Source organism: Leeuwenhoekiella sp. A16 (genome assembly GCF_047946675.1).
GTDB lineage: Bacteria > Bacteroidota > Bacteroidia > Flavobacteriales > Flavobacteriaceae > Leeuwenhoekiella.
The window spans coordinates 486,262-507,644 of sequence record NZ_CP172313.1; the positions used below are offsets into that span (position 1 = coordinate 486,262).

A 21,383-nucleotide genomic window follows, 5' to 3' on the forward strand; every position below is an offset into this window, starting at 1 on the left:
ATATGACAAAAAGAAAAGGAGGCAAATGCCTCCTTTTTCTATCCTTTAGAAATTTTCAATTAATGTTCAATAACAAGTTTTAGTTGCTGAGTTGACCCATTATCCTGAGTAAGAGATATTATATATATTCCTGATTGGAATTTCTCTACCGGCAAAATATATTGCTGCCCCTCTTTCACCTTAGCGGGATCGAAAGCCTGAATTGTGCTTCCTCTTAGATCCTGTATCGCAATCTGTTTTAAGGAAATTGCACCGTTTGCAATGGTAATACTTACATTATCTGCCGCCGGGTTAGGATACATAACTATGTCTGTATCTTTTAACATCATAGGATTGTATGAAGCTAATTTCTCTTTGCTAAGAGCTGATTCTTCTACTACAGAGAAAGTAAAGCTATCTGGTGATGCCAATAAACCATTGAGATCAGTTGCCGTAACTTTTATATTATAATTAAGACCTACTGATGAAGGCGATATTCCACTGAAGACGCCTGTGGCATTATCTAAACTCAACCACTCTGGTAAGGGCGAACCATCACTAAGTGTCGCAGTAAAACTTAATTCATTACCGGGATACCCATTATTGAAGAATCCTCTTATATTATAGGCAAAATAAGAATTTGTTGCAACGAGATAAGAGTCTATTTTTAATGCAGATGGTTTGCCTTCTGGTCTTATATTAATGAAGTAAATTGTATTATCCTGCCAGTCACAATTAGCGGCTCCAGATCCACAACCATTCCCAATGTTATCCTGGGCTACAATATATTCATTTGGTATAAGATTTCCATTTTGATCAATTACTTTATAAACCCTGACTCCTAACAGATCCTGTCTAGCGCCGACTAAATTATTACCACCACTGGTTAAGTAGTTGTTAACAGCAATCCTGAAAGGATTCGGAACAGATTTAGAATAGCCATAATTAAGCAGTTCATTGCCGGTATTTCTGGGCAATAAGGATTGATAGTAGTACTCACTATGAACCATAGCTATACTTCCTGTTGATCTATTTGTACTATTTGGCTCAACAAATTTTACCTCATTTGAGCCTCTCCCATGCAATGCTGACATTTGTATTGCCCAGATAGGTTTATTAGGATCAGCTTGCACAAAAGTAGGAGATAATATCAAATCTCCTTCATAACCTGCATCTACGTTCGCAGCTTTAGGATAATTTGAACTTGGTCTATATTTTAAAGAATTAGGCGGATCAATTGTACCCTGATCATTCACTAGACTAAGCATATTTGTTTTAAAACCAAATGCATTTAATACCTCCTGTGCATTGATCTCAATGTTATTTTCCGGTATTGGTGAATAGCCTCCATGCAAAGTTGCAATTCCCTCTGAACCATTATCTGCATTGGATACTATTTGAATGCTTTCTTTAAACATTTTATTAGTAAAATCAGTAGTCTTACCTATAAATGAAATTTCTATATCTCTATAATTACCAGGCGCAATTGTTAATGGAAATGTCACGGCTTCGTCATTTGCAGGAAGTATACTATAGGTAAATGCATTCATATTTGAAATAATCAAATCTGAAATAACCAAATTACCACTGCCATTGTTATGCAAACGCATAACATTTTTATCATTATCCAAAGCTTGCCCTGGGTTTCCTAATCTATGGAATGTGTAATAGTCATCTGCTGGAAATGATCGTTTGAGATATGGGATTTTTGTCATATTCTCAATTTTTAATATTGCATTAGTTACCGGCTCAATTACAAAGCTGAATTTCTCATTTGAAATATTTCCAAAACCATCAGTGGCTATCACCTTAAGTATGTGCTCTCCAGCAGCTGAAACTTTGAATGTGCCATTATATATTATTAGTGCCTGATCATCTAGAACATATTCTATTTTGATATCATCACTACCGCTTCGAACCTCGGCACTAAGAGAGACATTAACATTACCTCTGTATGTGTCTTCATCATAATTAAGACCATCAAAAGATGCAGTGATTAAAGGAGTTAGTAAGCCCCGGTTGAATGGAATTATTTCAATATAATTCATTTTTGTATTGAGTCCTCCCCTTCCTAAAGAAAGACGCAGTATACCATTAGAAACTTCTATCAATTCTGTATTACTATAATGGGTAAGTCCTTCCGGATTATTATCAGCCTGATTGAAATTAATAATATTTATTCCATTTACATCCAAAACATGATTACTATCCATAAAATTAGGATCTCCAACACTAATTTTAACTTCATAAAAACCATTAGGAATTTCAGCAAGCCAGTTCAAGGTTGGATTAGCACTTTGATTTGGATGACCAAGATGTGTGAATGTATTTAATAAGGGGCCAAACTTAACGTTATTTCTATTTCTGGCACTTAGGTTCTCTGCCGGTGTTAATGTTCCTGGCTTAACCCATCCAAAATTTAAATCTCCCACCACACTGCTTTGCAAGCTATAAGCCTCACCTACATCATCAGTATAACCTGGAGGCGATGACAGTAAATCGCTTGATGTTTGAAAGTTAAATAGATATGTAAACACATCTTCTTCTGTCACATCTACTACAACTACGGCAGAAGCACTCTCATAATTGGGGGCAGTTGCTATTACCTGACCTCTATAAGTACCTACGGCTAAATTTTCAACGTTAACATCAATCTCTATAGGTGTATCTAATTTAAAAGTATTCGGAAGAATTATCCAATCCTCTGTTGCTGATAAAGTTATCTCTGAGCCTGTTATTTGAGATGTTGATGAAAGTACTAAACTTTCTTTTCTTAATAAATCCTGCTTCGCAGACTTGACATAGCCCACTCCCGGCTTATCGAAGCTAAGAACCAAAGTCCCTTCCTCATATGGTCTTGCATTTTCTACGATAAAAAGAAAATCATTATAATCACCATTTGCATCATCATAAGCAAGTAGATAACTATCTTTTATTAAATTTCCTTTCCTATCCTTTACAGGGTAAACTCTTGTTAAATGATTGTTTTCAACCTCATTTAAGATATCTTCTGTATAGGTTATACCAGCATAAGTTTGAATATAAAATCCAAATACATTTCCAGCTGGATCAAAATTTGTAATTCCAGAGCTTATTTCAGGATAAAGAGTTTGTGAATTAGCATTATCTGAAGCAAGTGATGCAAGAGTAGTTCGCTCTAATGATCCAGAATCATCTGTATACCAACCAAATGGTAAAGCATGTTTATTTGAGTATCTTGCTACAGGTGTTATTTTTACTTCTCCCGGACCAGCTTTAATCCATTTTTCACCTTTTACCTCGTCACCTCTTAGGTTAGGAGTATATGGCATGATTAATTGATCTGTCCAACCTGTAGTTATACCTATCCCCAGCACATTTACAATATCTTGAATAATCGGTTCTGCACCTCCACCATAGCCTTCTTTTTTAAGCCCATATAATCCTATATTGAGCATTGGATTCACCTCATCATCACTTAAAATCACAAGATTGGCACTTTGGTAACCCAACGCAGTATTTTTTAACTCAGGTGCAAAAGTTACTGAGTAATTATAAATTTCTCCAGGCCTTAATGAAATTATACCTGATGCTGGATTATGAGTAAACTGAGATGCAAATTCTCCGTCAATGTATATTTTAGAGATATTTAGCTCATCTTGACCGACGTTTTTTATTTCAAGAACTTTTTGGTCTGTCTGATTCCCATCTTCATTTACGGTTGTTTCAAAAATTAACTCATTTGGCACAACAGCAAGTTTGTCTACCCCCGAGGCAGGCTCTTTTGCTTTGACCAGCGTTAATCTTGGCATTCCGTTCATATCTCTATCATATTCTGAAATATATAGATTTCCTGTCTTCAAATCCTCAACTATATCTAAAGGATCATCAAATCCTCCTAAACCTGGTATATTATTATAAGTTTCAGCAATATCACCATTGGAGTCTGGATACATTGCCATTATATCGTCCTGACCACTAAATCTACAAACCATGATAAGACCTTTCAATTTACCACCGAAAGCATCACTCTTATATTCAATAACACCATTAGGTGATTTATTCTTTCCAAAATCATAAGCTGGCTCCAAATAATTAGGATCAGGACCAATTTCGTCTCCATAATTAACTACATCAACATATGACGATTCAAATTGACCCGGTAAACCACTATAAGATCTACCTCCATGATTAAGTACAAATTCTCCTCTTAAAGGGTTCGGATGACCATGATAACTACCCCCTTGAGTTTTAAATAACCAGTCCTTTTGAGTTTCACCACCATTCAAAGCAGGAATCTCAGGCATTTGATCTGCTGTCAAACCGTCAATTCTATGAGCGAATTTATAATTTAAGCTGCTTGGTGATTTTGGGGAAGTACTATTGTTACCAGCTGTTCCATTTGTTGGCGCGTATAACCAACCATTAGAATGCCACAGCAAATCGTATGTATTTCTATAACCTGTTGAAAAAATTGTTAGAGGGGAATTAGGTGAATATGGATTATATGTTCCATCACTTAATTTTATACTACTTGAATTAACACCGGCATTAATCACATCGATGTCATCTGTAGTATATGCATCCAAAGGCAGACTTGGCAAAGCATTAAGTTTATCCATGTCTATTTTTAGTACAGCCGCAGACAACAATCTTTCTGGACGGTGACCCCATATAGCATCAGGAGCACCACCAGCAGTATTACTACCCTGACTAATGTACATATCTCCATTTTTATCAAAGGCAATGGCATTTGTAAAGTGATCACCTACTGAACGAGGTAGGTGCTCCACAATATCCTGAACCTGCGAAAGATCAGGTCCTGAGAGTCTCGTGATCTTTCCATCCCATTCCGGACCTCCTGATAATGCTGCCATACTATGCGTAACATATGCTATAAGATTATCTGCAGTAGATGATGGATCGAAAGTAAAGCCTATAATGAGACGGGTATGGTTATTTCTATCAATTCCAGGAGTTGTAGGAAAAGAAGAACCTCTTAAATCTGGAGTTAAAACTTTGAGGTTACTTAAAGTACCATCATCCTCTATATTCCATCTATAAATTTTACCATCTTCATCACTAAAATTACCTAAAGTGCTAGCATATAATCTTCCATCCGGCCCTATAGCAAGACTTGAAAATCTTTCTCCCGATGTTCCTTCACCCAAATCGGGACCCCCTGAAACCTTAGTAAATTCAATTCCACTTATATCTTTTATATAATTAACGTTCTCATCCTTATCTCCTGTTGTAAAACCTGATTGAAAAGTTGCAAAAGGTAAACGGTCTTCAACGTCACCAATTCTATTAGCCTCTACACCAGCTATTCTAAAAACATAATTAGTATTTTCTTCAAGGGGTTCAAGAGGTGTTAAAGTAATTGCATCACCACCACCAGTATCATTCGAATTAGAAGGAATTAAAACTTCATTTCCAGGTGTTACTTTATATAATTGAATTCCCTCAAGAGTTCCTGCATCCATTTCATACCCATCTGGAATAATTACCTCAACATTGATTTGAAAATCTCTTATAAGTACATTTCTACTATTATCCTTAGGTGTAACGTTAACAAAATGTGGTTGCGAAGCAATTGATGTAGCCGCAATTTCGATGTAATCCAATTTAGTATTAAATCCACCGAAAGCTTCGATCGTAAGGCGCCCATCAGTTACCAATACTTCCTCAGCAGTTGCTGAGGCAAATCTATTACTTGATGCTAATTCACCACTAGGAACAAATCCGTTAATAATATTAACTCCTTCGGCATTTATGGTATGTGACGGAGTCGTTCCGGTACCATCAATTGAACCATCACCAACTCCTACCGTCACTTTATACCCACCATTAGGTACACTTATTTCCCAAACACCCTCTTTGGCAACCCCACTGGTTCCGTTAACATTATTATACTGAACATGAATAAGCGTATTCTGCAGATCTGTTAACCCGATAAGCCCTCTACTCCTAGTATTTAAAGAGAGATCTATAGGCTCTTTATTTTTGGTGAGCCAACCATATTTATAACCATTTCCCCTTTCATCAAATCCTTTTCCTGAATCACGTAAATATCCTGAAGGTGGTTCATCAGACGCAGTAGAAAAATTAATTTTAATAGGTTCATAAGAAACCACATTGGCCGTGACAAGAATTGACACATTTGCAGTTGTTACATTATCACCATCTCCTACCTCTACTACTAAGACATATTCAGTAGTTTCTGTATTGAGTAATTTAATAGTAGTGATTTTACCAGAGTTTTCATCAATAGCAAACATGCTGTCCTCATTACCAGATACTATCTCAAAACTAAAAGAATTAGATTCAAGATCTCTGGCAGGGACAGTCCCTACTGCTGTACCAACCACAGCCTCTTTCCATACCGTAAATGACTGATCATCTACAACAGGTGGTTGATTTTCATAGGCAGTTACATCCAGATTTACTTCTAATGACGCGGGTTTGAATCCTTTTGCACTTGCAACTATATTAGCAGTACGTTTATCACCTAAAGTAAGGTTTTGTGTATTTACCATAAAGCCATAATTGCCTACAGAATTTGCTTCTGGTAGGGTCAACCAATCATTTGACGTGGTGTTATAATTATCGCCTGAATTAATATTATCTTTTAATACTAAACCCACATCGGTAGCTCCAGATCCGGATAAATTAGAATAAAAGGTACTAGCCGCATCTTCTCCTTGCGATAAATTAGCTTCCGTCACATTAAATTCTAAGTTTCCATTGACTGGTGTATCAGAACTTTCTACAACATCAACATAGTTAATTTTAGAATTAAATCCACCCAATCCATTTATAGTCAATAAATTATCACTGACATTAACTACAATAGTCCCAGATTTGTTTTCATAAGGTTTAGGAGCAAATGCTGGAATTATAGTGTATCCTTCTACTGTTGCACTGTGACGACTGTCTGTATCAATACTTTCATCACCTAGACCTATGGTAACTGCATATGTACCATTAGGAATTTGCAATTCCCAAAACAGTTCTGATCCTCTTGGTTGTGAACTCCATATACGTTGAGAACCATCGGGATTTAAAATATTGTCACCTTGAAAATGTACCAAAGTACCTTCTAACTGTTGTTGCTTTGAAGAGGTAGCATATGAAGAAACTATTCTATTTCTACCAACCCCATTTCCATTACCCGATACATCGCTTGATGCATCGAACGGAAGACCGGTCTGCATGTTTTTCCACCCATAGCTAAATGAAGTTTCATTTATCTTAACACTGGCATTACCATATTGTTTACCATAATCCTTTAAATACCCAGATGGTGGAATCGTGCTTTGATCCTGAAAGTTAATATGTGCCTCAAAACTTGCAACAGAAGGAGTATTCTCAAAAACATTCACTGTCCATTCCTGTTGACTTCCATCTTCCGCCGTGATAATATACTTCACAGGAGCTCTAAAATCTGTACCTACTGGGGGATTTATAATAGCATGGGGCGAAATTTTAAAGGTGGGATTAAGATTATTTAAAGCGGTACCATATGGTACGCCTATTTTCACTTCATGTTTTGTATCATCTATTATGGCATCTTCTGATTGAGAAGGTAAAGAAAACGACAAAAAGCTTTTATCTGAACTTGGAACAACATCGCTTACATTTATTGTTAAGTATCCAGATGAGATGTTTGTAGGATCACTAACTTGAACCTCTAAAACATATTGCTTAGTAGACGAATTAATAAGCTGAGCTGTTGTAAGTTCACCAGAAACAGTATCCAAATTAAATAGCCCTTCTTCATTACCTGATATGATTGAGAAGGATAAGGTGTCTGATTCAGTATCAGTGGCTGCAACAGTTCCAATTAAATGCCCTATATCTTCTCCTGCCCACACTTTAAAACTTTGATCTTCTACCAATGGAGGTGAATTTTCATACTCTACCACAGTCATATTAATATTTACAACTGCAGGACTAAAGCCTTTCGCTGTAGCGATAACCTTATTAGAGCGCGTATCACCTATATTCAAGGAGGTGGTATTCCCTGTAAAATTCAGTATTCCTGGTTTTAAAGTACTTGGTAATTCTAACCACTCATTCTTATTAGTTATATTTTGGTTTCCCGAATTAATATTATCGCTAATTACAAATCCTATATATCCAGTATATCCAGCACCTATTCCACTAAGAGTGGTTGAAAACAAATCAGTTGTATTATTTGATAATTCTATATCCAACAGAGAGGAATCAAATGATAGAGAACCATTAACCGGCGTACCCCCACTGGGAGTAATGTCTATAAAATTTATTTTTGAATTGAACCCCCCTAAACCATTTATTGTAAGTAAGCCATCAGTGACCTCAACAATCATTGTTCCTTGCCGTGTTTCTCCTAAAGAAGGGGCATACGCTGGAATAATTGTATATCCTTCAACAGTTGCACTATGTCTACTATCTACATAACTTATATCTCCAAGTCCAACTCTTACCTCATATGTACCATTTGGAATCTCAATTTCCCAATATAATTCATTCCCCCTAGGTTGCGAACTCCATAATTGACTACTAGCATCGGCATTTAGAGCATTATCACCTTGGAAATGAACTAAAGTTCCATCTAATTTTTGTTGAATCGTAGATGAAGAGTAAGATGATGAAATTCTATTTCTTCCCACTCCATTACCATTTCCAGCAGCATCACTTGAAGCATCAAATGGTTGTTCTGTAATTTTATTTTTCCAACCATACTTATAGCTATAAGAACCAGATGTTAATGATGAAAAACCAAATTGTTTTCCATAATCGGCCAAATAGCCAGGGGGCGATAAAGTCGATTTATCCTGAAAATTAATATGCGCTTCAAAACTATCTGGTTGCAAAATTGAAACGTTTACCAACCAGTCCTGAATGGTTGATTTATCTTCAGCTGTTACAGTATATTTTACTTGATTAGTAAAATTAGACACGTTCACAGGAGTGATCACAGCTCCTTCAGAAACTGATATAGAAGGGTTTAAATTTGAAAGATCTGTGCCATAATCCACTTGAATGTTAATAGTATGATCGGCTGTATCGATAGTAGCCGATTCTGTCTGCTCTGCGAGAACAAAAGTTAAAATATCATTAGCGATGCTAGGGGAATTAGTGTTGACATTAATAATTACATCCCCATACACTGCATTCGCCCCATCACCGGCCTCTACTATAAGAGTATACTGAGACACGATAGAGCCCAAATTATCCGCTATTGCGATCTCGCCGGATAGAGGATTAATCTTAAATTTTGAATCAGAATTACCTGCTACAATAGCATAATTTAAACTTGATTCAGCATCTACCTTTATCTGACCTACTTGAGATCCAACAGCTGCTCCTGACCAAACAGTGAACGTTTGATTCTTTATAGATGGTAAATCAAGAGATACTATGTCAATTGAATTGATTTTAGTATTAAATCCACCTTTTGCATCTAAAGTCAATTTATCATCGGTTACCAGAACTTGAGCAGAACCTGAAGTAAATCTAGAAGAAGACCCACCTCCACCAGTTGGAATAAAAGAGTCAACCGCATTAATATTTTCCACATTTATGTTATGCCTAGGAATAGCAGAAGAACCATCCACATCAGAATCCCCGACTCCAATAGTACTTTTGTAATAACCATTTGGAACAGATATTTCCCAGACACCTTCTGTATTAACACCTCCATTGCCTCCTACATCACCAAACTGCATGTGGAGAAGAGTATTTTTAACAAGGCTTAAAGTTGAATTATTCCTATTTCTAGTATTTAAAGACAGGTCAATGGGAGATTTTGTATTTTCATCAATCCAACCATAATTATAGCTGTTACCTCTATTACCATAAGCAGCACCTTTATCGCCTAAATAACCAGTAGGAACTGAAGAAGATGGGTCCTGAAAATTAATATGTACTTCAAAGGTATTTTCTTCGAGAGTTTTAACTGTAACTTGCCATGCCTGACTTGAACCACCGTTGTTTACTATATAAGTGACAACATCTGCAAAATTTCTGGACACACCAGACGCAGGCATAATAGTTGCGCTTGGAGACACTGTAATTTCAGGTTTTACAGATGATATTTTAGTACCATAAGGTACTTCAACTTCCACTGTATGATTTACATCATCAATAACAACAGGAGAGCTGTTAAGCGATTCAAATTTAAAATCAACTATAGAAACCGCTACAGATACATTACTTCTTGTCGATTTTGACTCGTCTTTAAACTCATCATGACCTATATATGTATGTACATTAGAATTTTTAGGTTGAGTTTTAATCTTAGGATCTGAAGAGAATGACCATGCAACCTGACCTGTCAATAAGAGACAGAACAATGCAAATAGAACTGATTTCGACTTAAAAATAATAGTGAGTAATTTCATTTTCATTTCACAAAAGCAATAAATTAAATATCCAATAATAGAGAATCATGCCAAACCTGTCCAGATGGTTAGTCTGAAATTGAGCAAAGCACTAAAGGGGAAGTTGGGTAGCTAATTTTTCAATCACAAAGGAATAGCGCCTTTTTTGATGCAATATAGACAAACATAGAAAGCAGGAAGAGTACCGCTATGACAATTAGATAAAACCTTGATTTTCTTCGACTAAACGTAGCTAAGTAAAAAAATACAATCAAGGTATTCTTTCATTTTTTTTTAACATTCAGGCTCAAAAATATTGATGCTTCCATTATTAACTCCATCAATAATATTACTTACTTCTATCCTCAATCCCTCTTTCATGGAATCACCATCCTAACAAAATTAAAAAAGCCTGTATAATAAATACAGGCTTTTTCTTCACAAGTTTGGATAAGAGGGATTCAAAAAATTAATGTTTAACTATAAGTTTTAGTTTATCTACAGTACCATTATCCTGGATAACATTTACCAGATAAATCCCGGCTTCAAGATTATAAATAGGCACTTCATAAGAATTATCGTTTTTGATCGTAGTAGCCTTATATTCTGCCACCACACTTCCTTTAAGATCATGAATCACAATTTCATCAACAACCATCAGAGGATTTGTAATATTGATTTCTACCTTATCTGTTGCAGGGTTAGGGTGCATGATAATTTTATAATCGTGTACCGAATCAATTCCCAGTGTTGCTTTAGACACATTTGTATTTGATACATCGTCTGAACCTCTTCTTCCTAATACACTTACGTTACTGTAAGTTGCTGTAGTAAGATTGCCATCGCTATGAGAAGTAGTTGCCAATCCCACATAAATAGTATTATTCATATAAATGGTCTGAGATGCAATTTGTCTCCAATTCCCATTAGTTTGAGAAACATAAGCGGTAAACCTATTTCCAGAGCGAACTAATCTCATGTATCCTTTGCCTGATGATGCCGTCACAGGGGTGGTAGAATTACCTCCCATATCTGCCCCATCACTCCTGCGATGCTGAAATACAAAACCCGGCATACCTATTTTATCTGGATTAGGAGAAAGCATTATCTGAGCAGAAGAAGCATTTGCATTAAGATTATTCCGCATCATTACACTTGCTTTTGCCCATTCATTCGTATTCTCAAGACTTTCAACTCTTGCAATAATCTCCCCATCACCTTGTAACTGTTGATATACAAAATGGAATTCATCTGCTCTATACCATATATCAGCACCAGAAGCTTTTACATCAAAAACGCCATTTGTATAACAGGCCTCTCCAGCTGCTCCCACAGCACCAATATCAGCGTTATTCCAAACTGCTGGTAAAGGTCCACAATCCTCACCTAAAATCTCAATGGCCGAAATCTTAGGTTGATCAACACCACCTACAGAAGACTCTGCAGAGAAGCTAATATTAAGGGTTCCATCATTTACTACAACATCAAATGTTTTAACAGTGGGGTTTCCTGCACCTACATCTGCAATTATATCATAGTTATTAAGAACTCTGCTGCCTTCTATTCCTACATCAAAAATGCGATTTCCTCTTCCACCATTAGTACCTCCGTTTACACCCCAATATATTTCGGCGAAATGTAAGGCAATACTATATTTTCCATTGGGAACTGGAATATTATAACTAAAAGATGCAGGAGCCCCTTTGGTACGCTCTGTTTGATATAGGGATGGTACAGATGCAGAACTGTTATTGTATGAATTACCAGCACTATAATACTGATCTGCTTCAAAAGTTTTATTGTTATAAGTGGTCTGTGGCCCCCCTGCATTGATACGCAATGCAAATCCTGAACTTTGAGGTAAATCACTCACCGTTATAGTTACCATTGCAGTATCGCTGGCACCACTCGTATTTGAAACTGTATACGTAAAACTATCCTGACCTATAAAGTTGTTTACCGGTGTGTAAATCACTCTATTTCCAGATTGTAAAACTGTTGTACCGTGAGAAGCATTTGATACCGAAGCTATACTAAGTGTTTGATTATCAGACTCTATATCATTACTTAATAAAGAAGATAATGTAATAGACGAATTGACAGTTGTATTTGCTGTATCATCTACAGCAGTGAGCCCTTCTCCCAGTATAAGATTAAAATTAGAAGTAACGACCAAACCATTTAGATCTGTTGCTGAAACCTGAATTGAATATATATTATCTGAATCAGAAGATGATATACCACTTATTACACCTGTACTCTCATTAATAGAAGCCCAAGACGGCATGTCAGCTGAAAATTTAAACTTATTACCAGCATAACCAACATTGAAATAGCTTGAAATGTCATAGGAGAAATTAGAACTTTTAGCCGCTGTATAGTCATCTATTTTTTGAGCAGATGGCTGTGCCTGTGGTCTAATGTTAACGAAATAAAAGACATCATCCTGAAAATCACAGTTTCCCCCATAATTTGTGCTGCACCCAGATCCTATAAAATCCTCTATGGCTATATACTCATTGGGAACTACGTTACCATCTCTGTCTTTAACCTTATAAAAACGAACGCCCAAATTGCCATTGTTGCCACTGCTTATATAATTCGCTACCTGGATCCTGAATGGAACTGTAATAGACTCAGCACGACCGTAATTAATATTAACACCATCCTGCCCAACAGGGAAAAATGTTTGATAGTACTCAGGCAAATGTGAAAAGTTTATATCCGCAACAGTATTGTTATTGTTTACACTAACAAATCTTGCACCGTAAGACGTATAGCCATGGAAAGCAGCAAGTTGAAATCCTATAACAGGCTTAGAAGGATCTGCCTGAACAAAATTAGGTGAAATAATCAAGTCACCTTCGAAGCCGGCATTAACATTTTCTGCTTTGGGATAATCTGAACTAGGTATATTTGGATTAGAATTAGGAGGGTTAACATTGCCAGCATTATTTACGTAGCTCAGCATACTTGTTTCAAAACCAAAGGCATCTAGTACCCATTGGCTTCGTATTTCAAAAACATCTTCCGGAATTGGAGAGTAGGCCCCATGTAATATGATCTCTTTATTAGATTCTTCATCAGAATTTGAGACTATATTCATGGTTTCTCTATAAATAGCATTAGCGTCTGGCCCTTCGCTACCAATAAACAGAATATTTATATCCTTAAAATCACCTGCTGCAATAGTTAATGGGAGACTCACCTGCCCATCATCTCCAGCTAATATATCATATGTGAATTTTGATACATCAGAAATATTTAAAGCTGAAACAACAAGATTTTGAGATCCGTTATTATGTAATCTCATAATATTTATCTCTCTTCTTTTGGCACGACCCGGGTTATCAATTCTATGAAATGTATAGTAATCATCTGCAGGAAATCCACGATCTGTTGTGGGAACCTTGGTCATGTTTTCCACATAAAGAATTGCATTAGAAACCTCCTCAATTGTAAATGCATATTCTTTAATTGACGTATTTCCATTATTATCTATTGCGGTGACAATTAATGTATGAGACCCTGCATCTGTTACAGATAGAGCATTAGAGTAGGTCTGTGAAGACCCTCCATCTAAAACATAGTTAACGCTAGCGAGACCACTTCCACTTTCATCAGTGACATTAAGTACAATTTGCACATCACCTTTGTAAATACCTGGTACAAATTCCTCATTATTAAATTGCGCAGCAACAGTAGGTGGTATAGATTCTGTTCCTACAGGAACAATTACTATATAATTAATCTTAGTATTATCACCAGCCGCTCCAAGATTCAACCTTAATAATCCATCTGAAACCTCAACTACTTCAGTATTTTCAAAATGGGTAAGATCATTGGGGTTGTTATTTTGCTGATCAAAATTGATAACATTGACCCCGTTCACATCAAGAACGTGATTACTATCCTTATAGTTAGGATCTCCTACACTTATTGTGACATTGTAGAAGCCATTAGGAATATTTAGTAACCAATCTGTAGGAGGATACGCAACAGTATTCCTATGTCCCAAGTGAATAAAAGTATTTTTGAGCGCATTAAAATTGCTATTGTTGCGATTTCTTCCGCTGGTATTAGCAGTAGCCACTGTAGACCCTTCCTGCACCCAACCATAGCTAAGATCTCCATCTGGAGTAGTGTGACTGGCGTATGCATCACCAACTTCATCTATGTATCCATAAGGTGATTCTGCCAGATCTGATGCGGTTTGAAAATTAAATCGATATGCATTTTCAGTAACCGCCGTAGCTGAAGCTCTTAATAATGTAAGTCGAGCCACCCCACTGTTGTCTCTGTCATATTCTGAAACATATAGGTTACCCGTTTTAACATCTTCTACAACTTCTAAAGGGTCATCAAAACCTCTTAAGCCAGGTATATTGTTATATACCTCTGCTATATCACCATTAGATTTAGGGTCCATAACTAGAAGATCATCCTGACCACTGAATCTACAAACCATTAATAAACCCTGTAATTTACCCCCAAAAGCGTTGCTTTTGTACTCAATAACGCCGTTGGGTGATTTATTAAGACCAAAGTCATATGCAGGTCTTCTATAGTTAATATCTGGTCCTAATGTTCCAGGGTATTTTGCTACATCTATGTAATTAGGTTCTACTTGTCCTGGCACTCCGCTGTATGGCATACCTCCATGATTTAATACAAACTCACCTCTGTATGGGTTAGGATGACCATGATAACTTCCACCTTGAGTTTTAAATAACCAATCCTTTTGAGCCTCGCCTCCTCTCAATGCCTGTACATCTGGTATGGTAGTAACTCCATCTATTCTACGAGCTAAAACATAATCTGATGATCCCGGTGCATTGGGAGACGTCTCATTATTACCAGCTGTCCCATTTGTTGGCATATATAACCAGCCATTTGAATGCCATACAAGGTCATAAGCGTTTCTAACTCCTGTCGCAAAAATTGTAAGTGGAGAATCTGCCGAGTATGGATTATATGTTCCGTTGCTCATCGTTAAACCATTTGATGGCGCAGTGTTTATTACATTTATATTACTTGTGGTATAAACACTTAGAGGTAATGATGACGGTAATTTATCAAGATCTAATTTTAAAACAGCTGCAGAAAGCAAACTTTCAGGTCTGTTGCCCCATACTGCATCAGGAGCACCTCCGGCTGAAAGACTTCCCTGCACAAAATATATATCACCATCTTTAAAGGTGATGCTATTTGTCATATGGTCGCTTATTGATCGCGGTAAATGCTCTAGAATATCCTGTGTTTCTAAAAGATCTGGACCATGAAGTCTGGTTAACTTACCATCCCATTCAGGACCTGCAGTTAAGACTGCGCTACTGTGCGTAACGTAAGCAGTTAAGTCATCTGCAGTTGAATTAGGATCAAAAACCAACCCAATTATCAATCTGTTATTATTATCTCGAGGTCCACTAACTGGATGATCTGCTCCGGTAAGCTGCGGACTTAATATCTGCAAATTTTCTAGAGTTCCATCATCCGCAATATCCCATCTGTATATTTGACCGTCAGACTGAAAATCTCCTAATGTACTGCCATATAGTTTACCATCAGGACCTATAACAAGACTTGAAAAACGCATCCCTAAGGTACCTTCACCTAAAGCATCGCCTCCGGGAATTTTAGTAAACTCTACTCCACTTAAGTCACGTATGGGGATAACTTCATCATCACTTGCTCCTGTGGTAAAATTAGATTCAAATGTAGCAAACACGATTTTATCTGTAAGATCACCTATTTTGTTAGCCTCTACATTTTCTATTCGGAAAACATAATCTGTAAAAGGTTCTAAAAAGGACAGAGGTGTTAACGTAATGGCATCTTTACCTCCTGTATCATTAGAGTTAGAAGGAACAAGCGTCTCAACACCATCTACAATTTTATACAAATTTACATTCCCCATTAATGAAGAAGATAAAAGTTCGTAGCCTTCCGGAGTAATTACGTCAACATTTATTTGAAAATCTGAGATGAATACTTCTGAAGTATTGTCTGCTGGCGTAACATTTACAAAATATGCCTGTGAATCAATAGAAATAGGTGTTATCTCTATGTAATTGATTTTCGTATTAAAGCCACCAAAAGCATCTATGGTGAGTCTTGCATCTGTTATAGAAACCTGAGCTGTGCCAGAAGATAATCTGGTAAGTGAGCCAGCAGCCCCTGAAGGTACAAAGTCACTAATTATATTAACACCTTCTGCATTAATACTGTGATGCGGTATAGAACTAGCTCCGTCAATACTAGGATCACCCACACCCACTGTTACCTGGTAGACCCCATTTGGTAAACCTATTTCCCATATACCCTCAATAGGCTCTCCACTGGCACCGCCAGTATCGCCATATTGCATATGTAGTAATGTATTCTGAAGAATGGATAATTGACTAAAATTGCGATTCCTAACATTTCTTGAAAGATCTACAGGACGGGAATTGGTTGTAAGCCAACCATAAGAATAGTTGTTCCCCCTGTCACCAAAACCTTTACCAGAGTCTGTTAGAAAATCATCTGAAGGAACATCATCTGCAAACGAAAAATTAATTTTAACCGTATTGAATTCCTGAAGATCTGCTGCTACAGAAATGCTTATTGCAGCTTGAGCAGTAAACTCTCCGTCACTAACTCCCACAGTTAAAACATATTCATCTTCATCTAAAGCATTGCCTGTTGTTTGCAGCGCGCCGGAAAACTCGTCTATTGTAAAAACATCAGAATCATTGCCTCCTATAATTGAGAAATGCAACACGTCATTATCAACATCATCTGCCATGACCATACCAAGAGCTGTATTCTCTGCTGCTTGCTTATAAACCGTAAATGACTGATCTTTTACTGTTGGAGCTTGATTTCCCGGATTTTGAACATACATCTCTACATCCAAAACAGCAGGCTTATATCCCTTTGCGGTTGCTACTACCGCATTGTTACGTGAATCACCAGGTAAAAACGCATCATTATTTGTGGCACTGTAAGCTGTTACATCAAATGCTAAATTTCCAGTTTGGTAAGACGCAGGTAATGCCAACCAATCATTTTTATCTGTAATATTCTTATTACCAGAATTAAGATTATCGCTTATTGTCATGCCTATTGCAGTAGCACCATCTCCACCCAATGTTGTATTAAAATTACTTGAAGTACCATCAAGTAATAAAACGCTTTGTGTATTGGGGTCAAATGAAAGCACTCCGCTTACAGGTGTTGCATTGCTTTCAATTACATCTACATAATTTATTTTTGAATTAAAACCTCCCAGACCATTTATAGTAAGTAGTCCGTCTGTTACTTCTACAACAATAGAAGCACTGCGATTTTCTTTTTGAGCAGGCATAAAAGCAGGTATAACAGTATAACCTTCTACTGTTGCACTATGCCTGCTATCTATATCGTTGCTTTCATCACCTAAACCTACTGTTACCTGATACACACCATTAGGTATTTCAAGCTCCCAATACAATTCATTACCCCGGGGCTGTGTTATCCAGGTTTGACTTGCGCCATTTGGGCTTAGAATATTATCTCCCTGAAAATGAACGAGTGTACCTTCTAACTGCTCTTGAATTGTTGCACCTGCGTAAGATGAACCTAGACGATTTCTACCTACACCATTACTATTATTTTCAGCCTCATTAGAAGCATCAAAAGGAACTTTAGTTTCTGAATTTTTCCATCCGTATTGAAAAGATTCCCCGTCAATTTCTACTGAATTATTTCCAAATTCTTTTCCATAATCCTTTAAATATCCTGAAGGAGGTATCGTAGCATTATCCTGAAAGTTGATGTGAGCTTCAAAATTATCTACAATAGGAGGCGCTTCACCAGATATTGTTAGTGAAACTGTTATACTGGCAGGTTCATATCCTAGACCTGAAGCATCAGTCGCAATAATTACAGTGCTGTATGTACCTGCAGACAGACCTGCCTGAATACCAAATTCAAGTTGACCAAGTGTATATGTATTTTCAGAATTTGCTACTGGCATAATTAACCAGTCGCTGGAATCAGGATCATCAGACAATGCAAATTCTGGAGAACCTGTATTGGCTGAAACATTAACTGATTGAGAGGCAATTGAACTTCCATAATCTCCCTCAAAATCAAGAGCATTCTTATTAAAAGATAGCCTAAGCTCTTCAGGTATATCTGCACTCAAATTTACAGTCCACTTCTGGACATTTCCATTTTCAGCAGTTACGGTATATTCTACAGGGGCAGTAAAATTACGAGGTAAACCAGATTCCGGACTTATAGTTGCACCCTGAGAGACTAAAACTGTAGGAGCAAGACTTGAAAGATCTGTTCCTACCTCAACTTCTGCCTCAACAGTATGCGCGCTAGCATTTATCACTGCGGCACCCAGCTGTGTGGGAACTTCAAAATAAGTTATATTATTAGCTGAATTAAGAGTTTGCTCCTGTGTTACATTAAATGAATCATATGATACATCTAAGTATCCATTTCTGGCTCCATTTGTTGAAGTTGCAATACCGGCAAAACTAACATTAGGTGTACCACCATTAGAATCATGATCTACTCCTGCAAGAAAATTAGAAGGTACGTTTAAAAATTCTTCATCATCCTCCTGTACAAGAATTTCGTTTCCGTTATCTATAGTATAAAATGCTCTTGCTTCTTTAGTAGCAGGATCTATTTCTAATCGAAAACTTAGCGCATGATTACCATAAGTACTCCAGCTAAAATCATCTGTATTTATGTCAAATACTTTAATTGAGCCATCATTTTCACGATGCTCTATTGTAAATCGTATACGTTGCTTTCTTGAAGAAAACCAGGATGAAGGTCTTTTTTGCACCACAACTTTGGCAATATTATCCTCATCAATGCCGTACCAAATCCCGGCTTCCTGACCATAATCTCCGTATGATCTGTCAAATCTGGGTTGAGCTATTTTTGCAGCTATATTAATTAGCCCGGATGCAGTTTGTAGACCTACTCCTAGAGCATTCATTTGTGAATTAGCAGACCCATTAAATGAGCCTCGGGTAGCTCTAACTGTCAAATATCCATTTGACATGTTCAACTTGTTGGGATTCCATCCCGTTACTGTAGAATTAGCCCCATATGCATCTTCATATAATCTGGAAGATGGAGCAGAGACCATTGTAAAACCACTGGCACTCCCGCTTCCGCTAAAATTTAATGAAAGAGGTAAGGTAACAGGAATTTCACTACAGTCATACGGACTAATATTACCACACGACTGCTGGAAAGGTATCGCTTCGGCAACAGAAAAATCGCCTAAAACAGCAGAATTATCGGTCTTTTCGGCTGAAAAAACAGGAATTAGAAATAAAAAACAAAAAATTGTAAATACAAAATCCTTTCGGTAAACGAAGTAATAATGTTTCATCATAAACAGCAATTAAGTTTTAAAAACAATTGCCATTTCACAAAAAGCTGACTTGGTAGATTTGGGACTACGCTTTAAAAAATCACCCTTTAAGTAATTTTTCAGGGGCTAAAGTAACTAATGATTAGTTACCTGATTAAGAATTATTTAAGAATTAGATGAAATGGGAACTTTCATCGGTTAAAGCAATAAATCTTAAATCTCTGGAAAATAATTCCAAAAAATAAGCTTGAAAAAATTATAATATATTGAATATTAGATTTTTAAGAATAATAAATTAAAATTAAGAAGAATAATTTATACCACTTCTGCATACAGGTCAAAGTCCTCTGCTTCAGTAATTTTAACTTGTGCAAATTCACCGGTTTTTAAATAGACCTTTTTAGCATCTATTAACACCTCATTATCAACATCTGGTGAATCAAATTCAGTACGACCAATGTAATACTCACCTTCTTTTCTGTCAATGACTACTTTAAACTCTAAACCTATTTTTTGCTGATTAAGCTCCCAGCTTATTTGTGATTGTATAGACATAATCTCATTAGCACGTTCCATTTTGATTTCTTCTGGCACGTCATCTTCAAGATTATAAGCGTGTGTATTTTCTTCGTGAGAATAAGTAAAGCAACCTAAACGTTCAAAACGCATCTCTTTAACCCAATCGCGCAGCAACTCAAAATCCTCCTGAGTTTCGCCGGGATAGCCAACAATTAAAGTAGTACGTATCGTCATTTGCGGCACCTTCTCTCTAAACACCTCTAGCAGCGCATTTGTTTTTTCATAAGTAGTACCCCGACGCATTGATTTTAAAAGCTTTGTAGAAATATGCTGCAGCGGAATGTCTATATAATTACAAACCTTTGGCTCTTCGAGCATCACATCAAGCACATCCATAGGGAAACCTGTAGGGAATGCATAATGTAGGCGTATCCACTCGATGCCGTCAACTTTAACCAGTTCGCGAAGCAATTTAGCCAGAGCTCTTTCTTTATACAGATCAAGACCATAATAAGTAAGATCCTGGGCAATCAAAACCAGTTCTTTTATACCTTGTGCAGCCAGTTTTTCTGCTTCTATAACCAGATTTTCTATTGGTGTACTCTTATGGCCACCTCGCATTAAAGGTATTGCGCAAAAAGAACAAGGTCGATCGCAACCTTCTGCAATTTTTAAATACGCATAATTTTTAGGAGTAGTAGTTAATCGCTCACCTATTAATTCGTGCTTATAATCTGCACCTAAAGCCTTTAATAAGCCGGGAAGTTCTGTTGTACCAAAATATTGATCTACATCAGGAATTTCCTTTTGCAGATCTGGCTTATACCTTTCAGAAAGGCAGCCTGTTACAAAAACCTTATCTACAATACCATCTTCCTTTTTTTGAACGTACTCTAGTATTGTGTTTACAGATTCCTCTTTCGCATTAGCTATAAAACCACAGGTATTGATAACTACAACATTACCTTCCTCTTCATGCACAACCTCTTTGTTATTGGCGCGCAATTGCCCCATTAACACTTCGCTGTCATAAACGTTTTTAGAACACCCTAAGGTTACTACGTTTATTTTATTCTTCTTTAAGGTTTTAGTACGCATAATGCTCCAGATTTTGGGACGGCAAAGATACGGCGAATAACCTTTTAATCAGAATTTAGAAATGAGAA

3 protein-coding genes are annotated in these 21,383 nt (G+C 36.8%); all 3 read right to left on the minus strand.

Annotated features, from left to right (window positions below; genetic code table 11):
- Positions 1-59: 59 nt before the first annotated feature.
- Entirely contained in the window at positions 60-10,349 is a 10,290-nt protein-coding gene (locus tag ACH3O9_RS02100) for a cadherin domain-containing protein (protein WP_416443896.1), read from the minus strand.
- 448 nt (positions 10,350-10,797) lie between these two features.
- Positions 10,798-19,719 (minus strand): malectin domain-containing carbohydrate-binding protein, encoded by an 8,922-nt coding sequence (locus tag ACH3O9_RS02105; RefSeq protein ID WP_416443898.1) that lies wholly within the window; start codon positions 19,717-19,719, stop codon positions 10,798-10,800.
- A 294-nt stretch (positions 19,720-20,013) separates the two neighbouring features.
- On the minus strand, positions 20,014-21,315 hold the full coding sequence (gene rimO / locus ACH3O9_RS02110; RefSeq protein ID WP_416443900.1) for a 30S ribosomal protein S12 methylthiotransferase RimO: 1,302 nt from the start codon (positions 21,313-21,315) through the stop codon (positions 20,014-20,016).
- Between the last annotated feature and the right edge of the window lie 68 nt (positions 21,316-21,383).

Bases quoted from the DNA above. Each gene is read 5' to 3' on its own strand.
- rimO (WP_416443900.1), bottom strand. From the start codon at position 21,315: ATGCGTACTAAAACCTTAAAGAAGAATAAAATAAACGTAGTAACCTTA.
- ACH3O9_RS02100 (WP_416443896.1), bottom strand. From the start codon at position 10,349: ATGAAATTACTCACTATTATTTTTAAGTCGAAATCAGTTCTATTTGCA.
- ACH3O9_RS02105 (WP_416443898.1), bottom strand. From the start codon at position 19,719: ATGATGAAACATTATTACTTCGTTTACCGAAAGGATTTTGTATTTACA.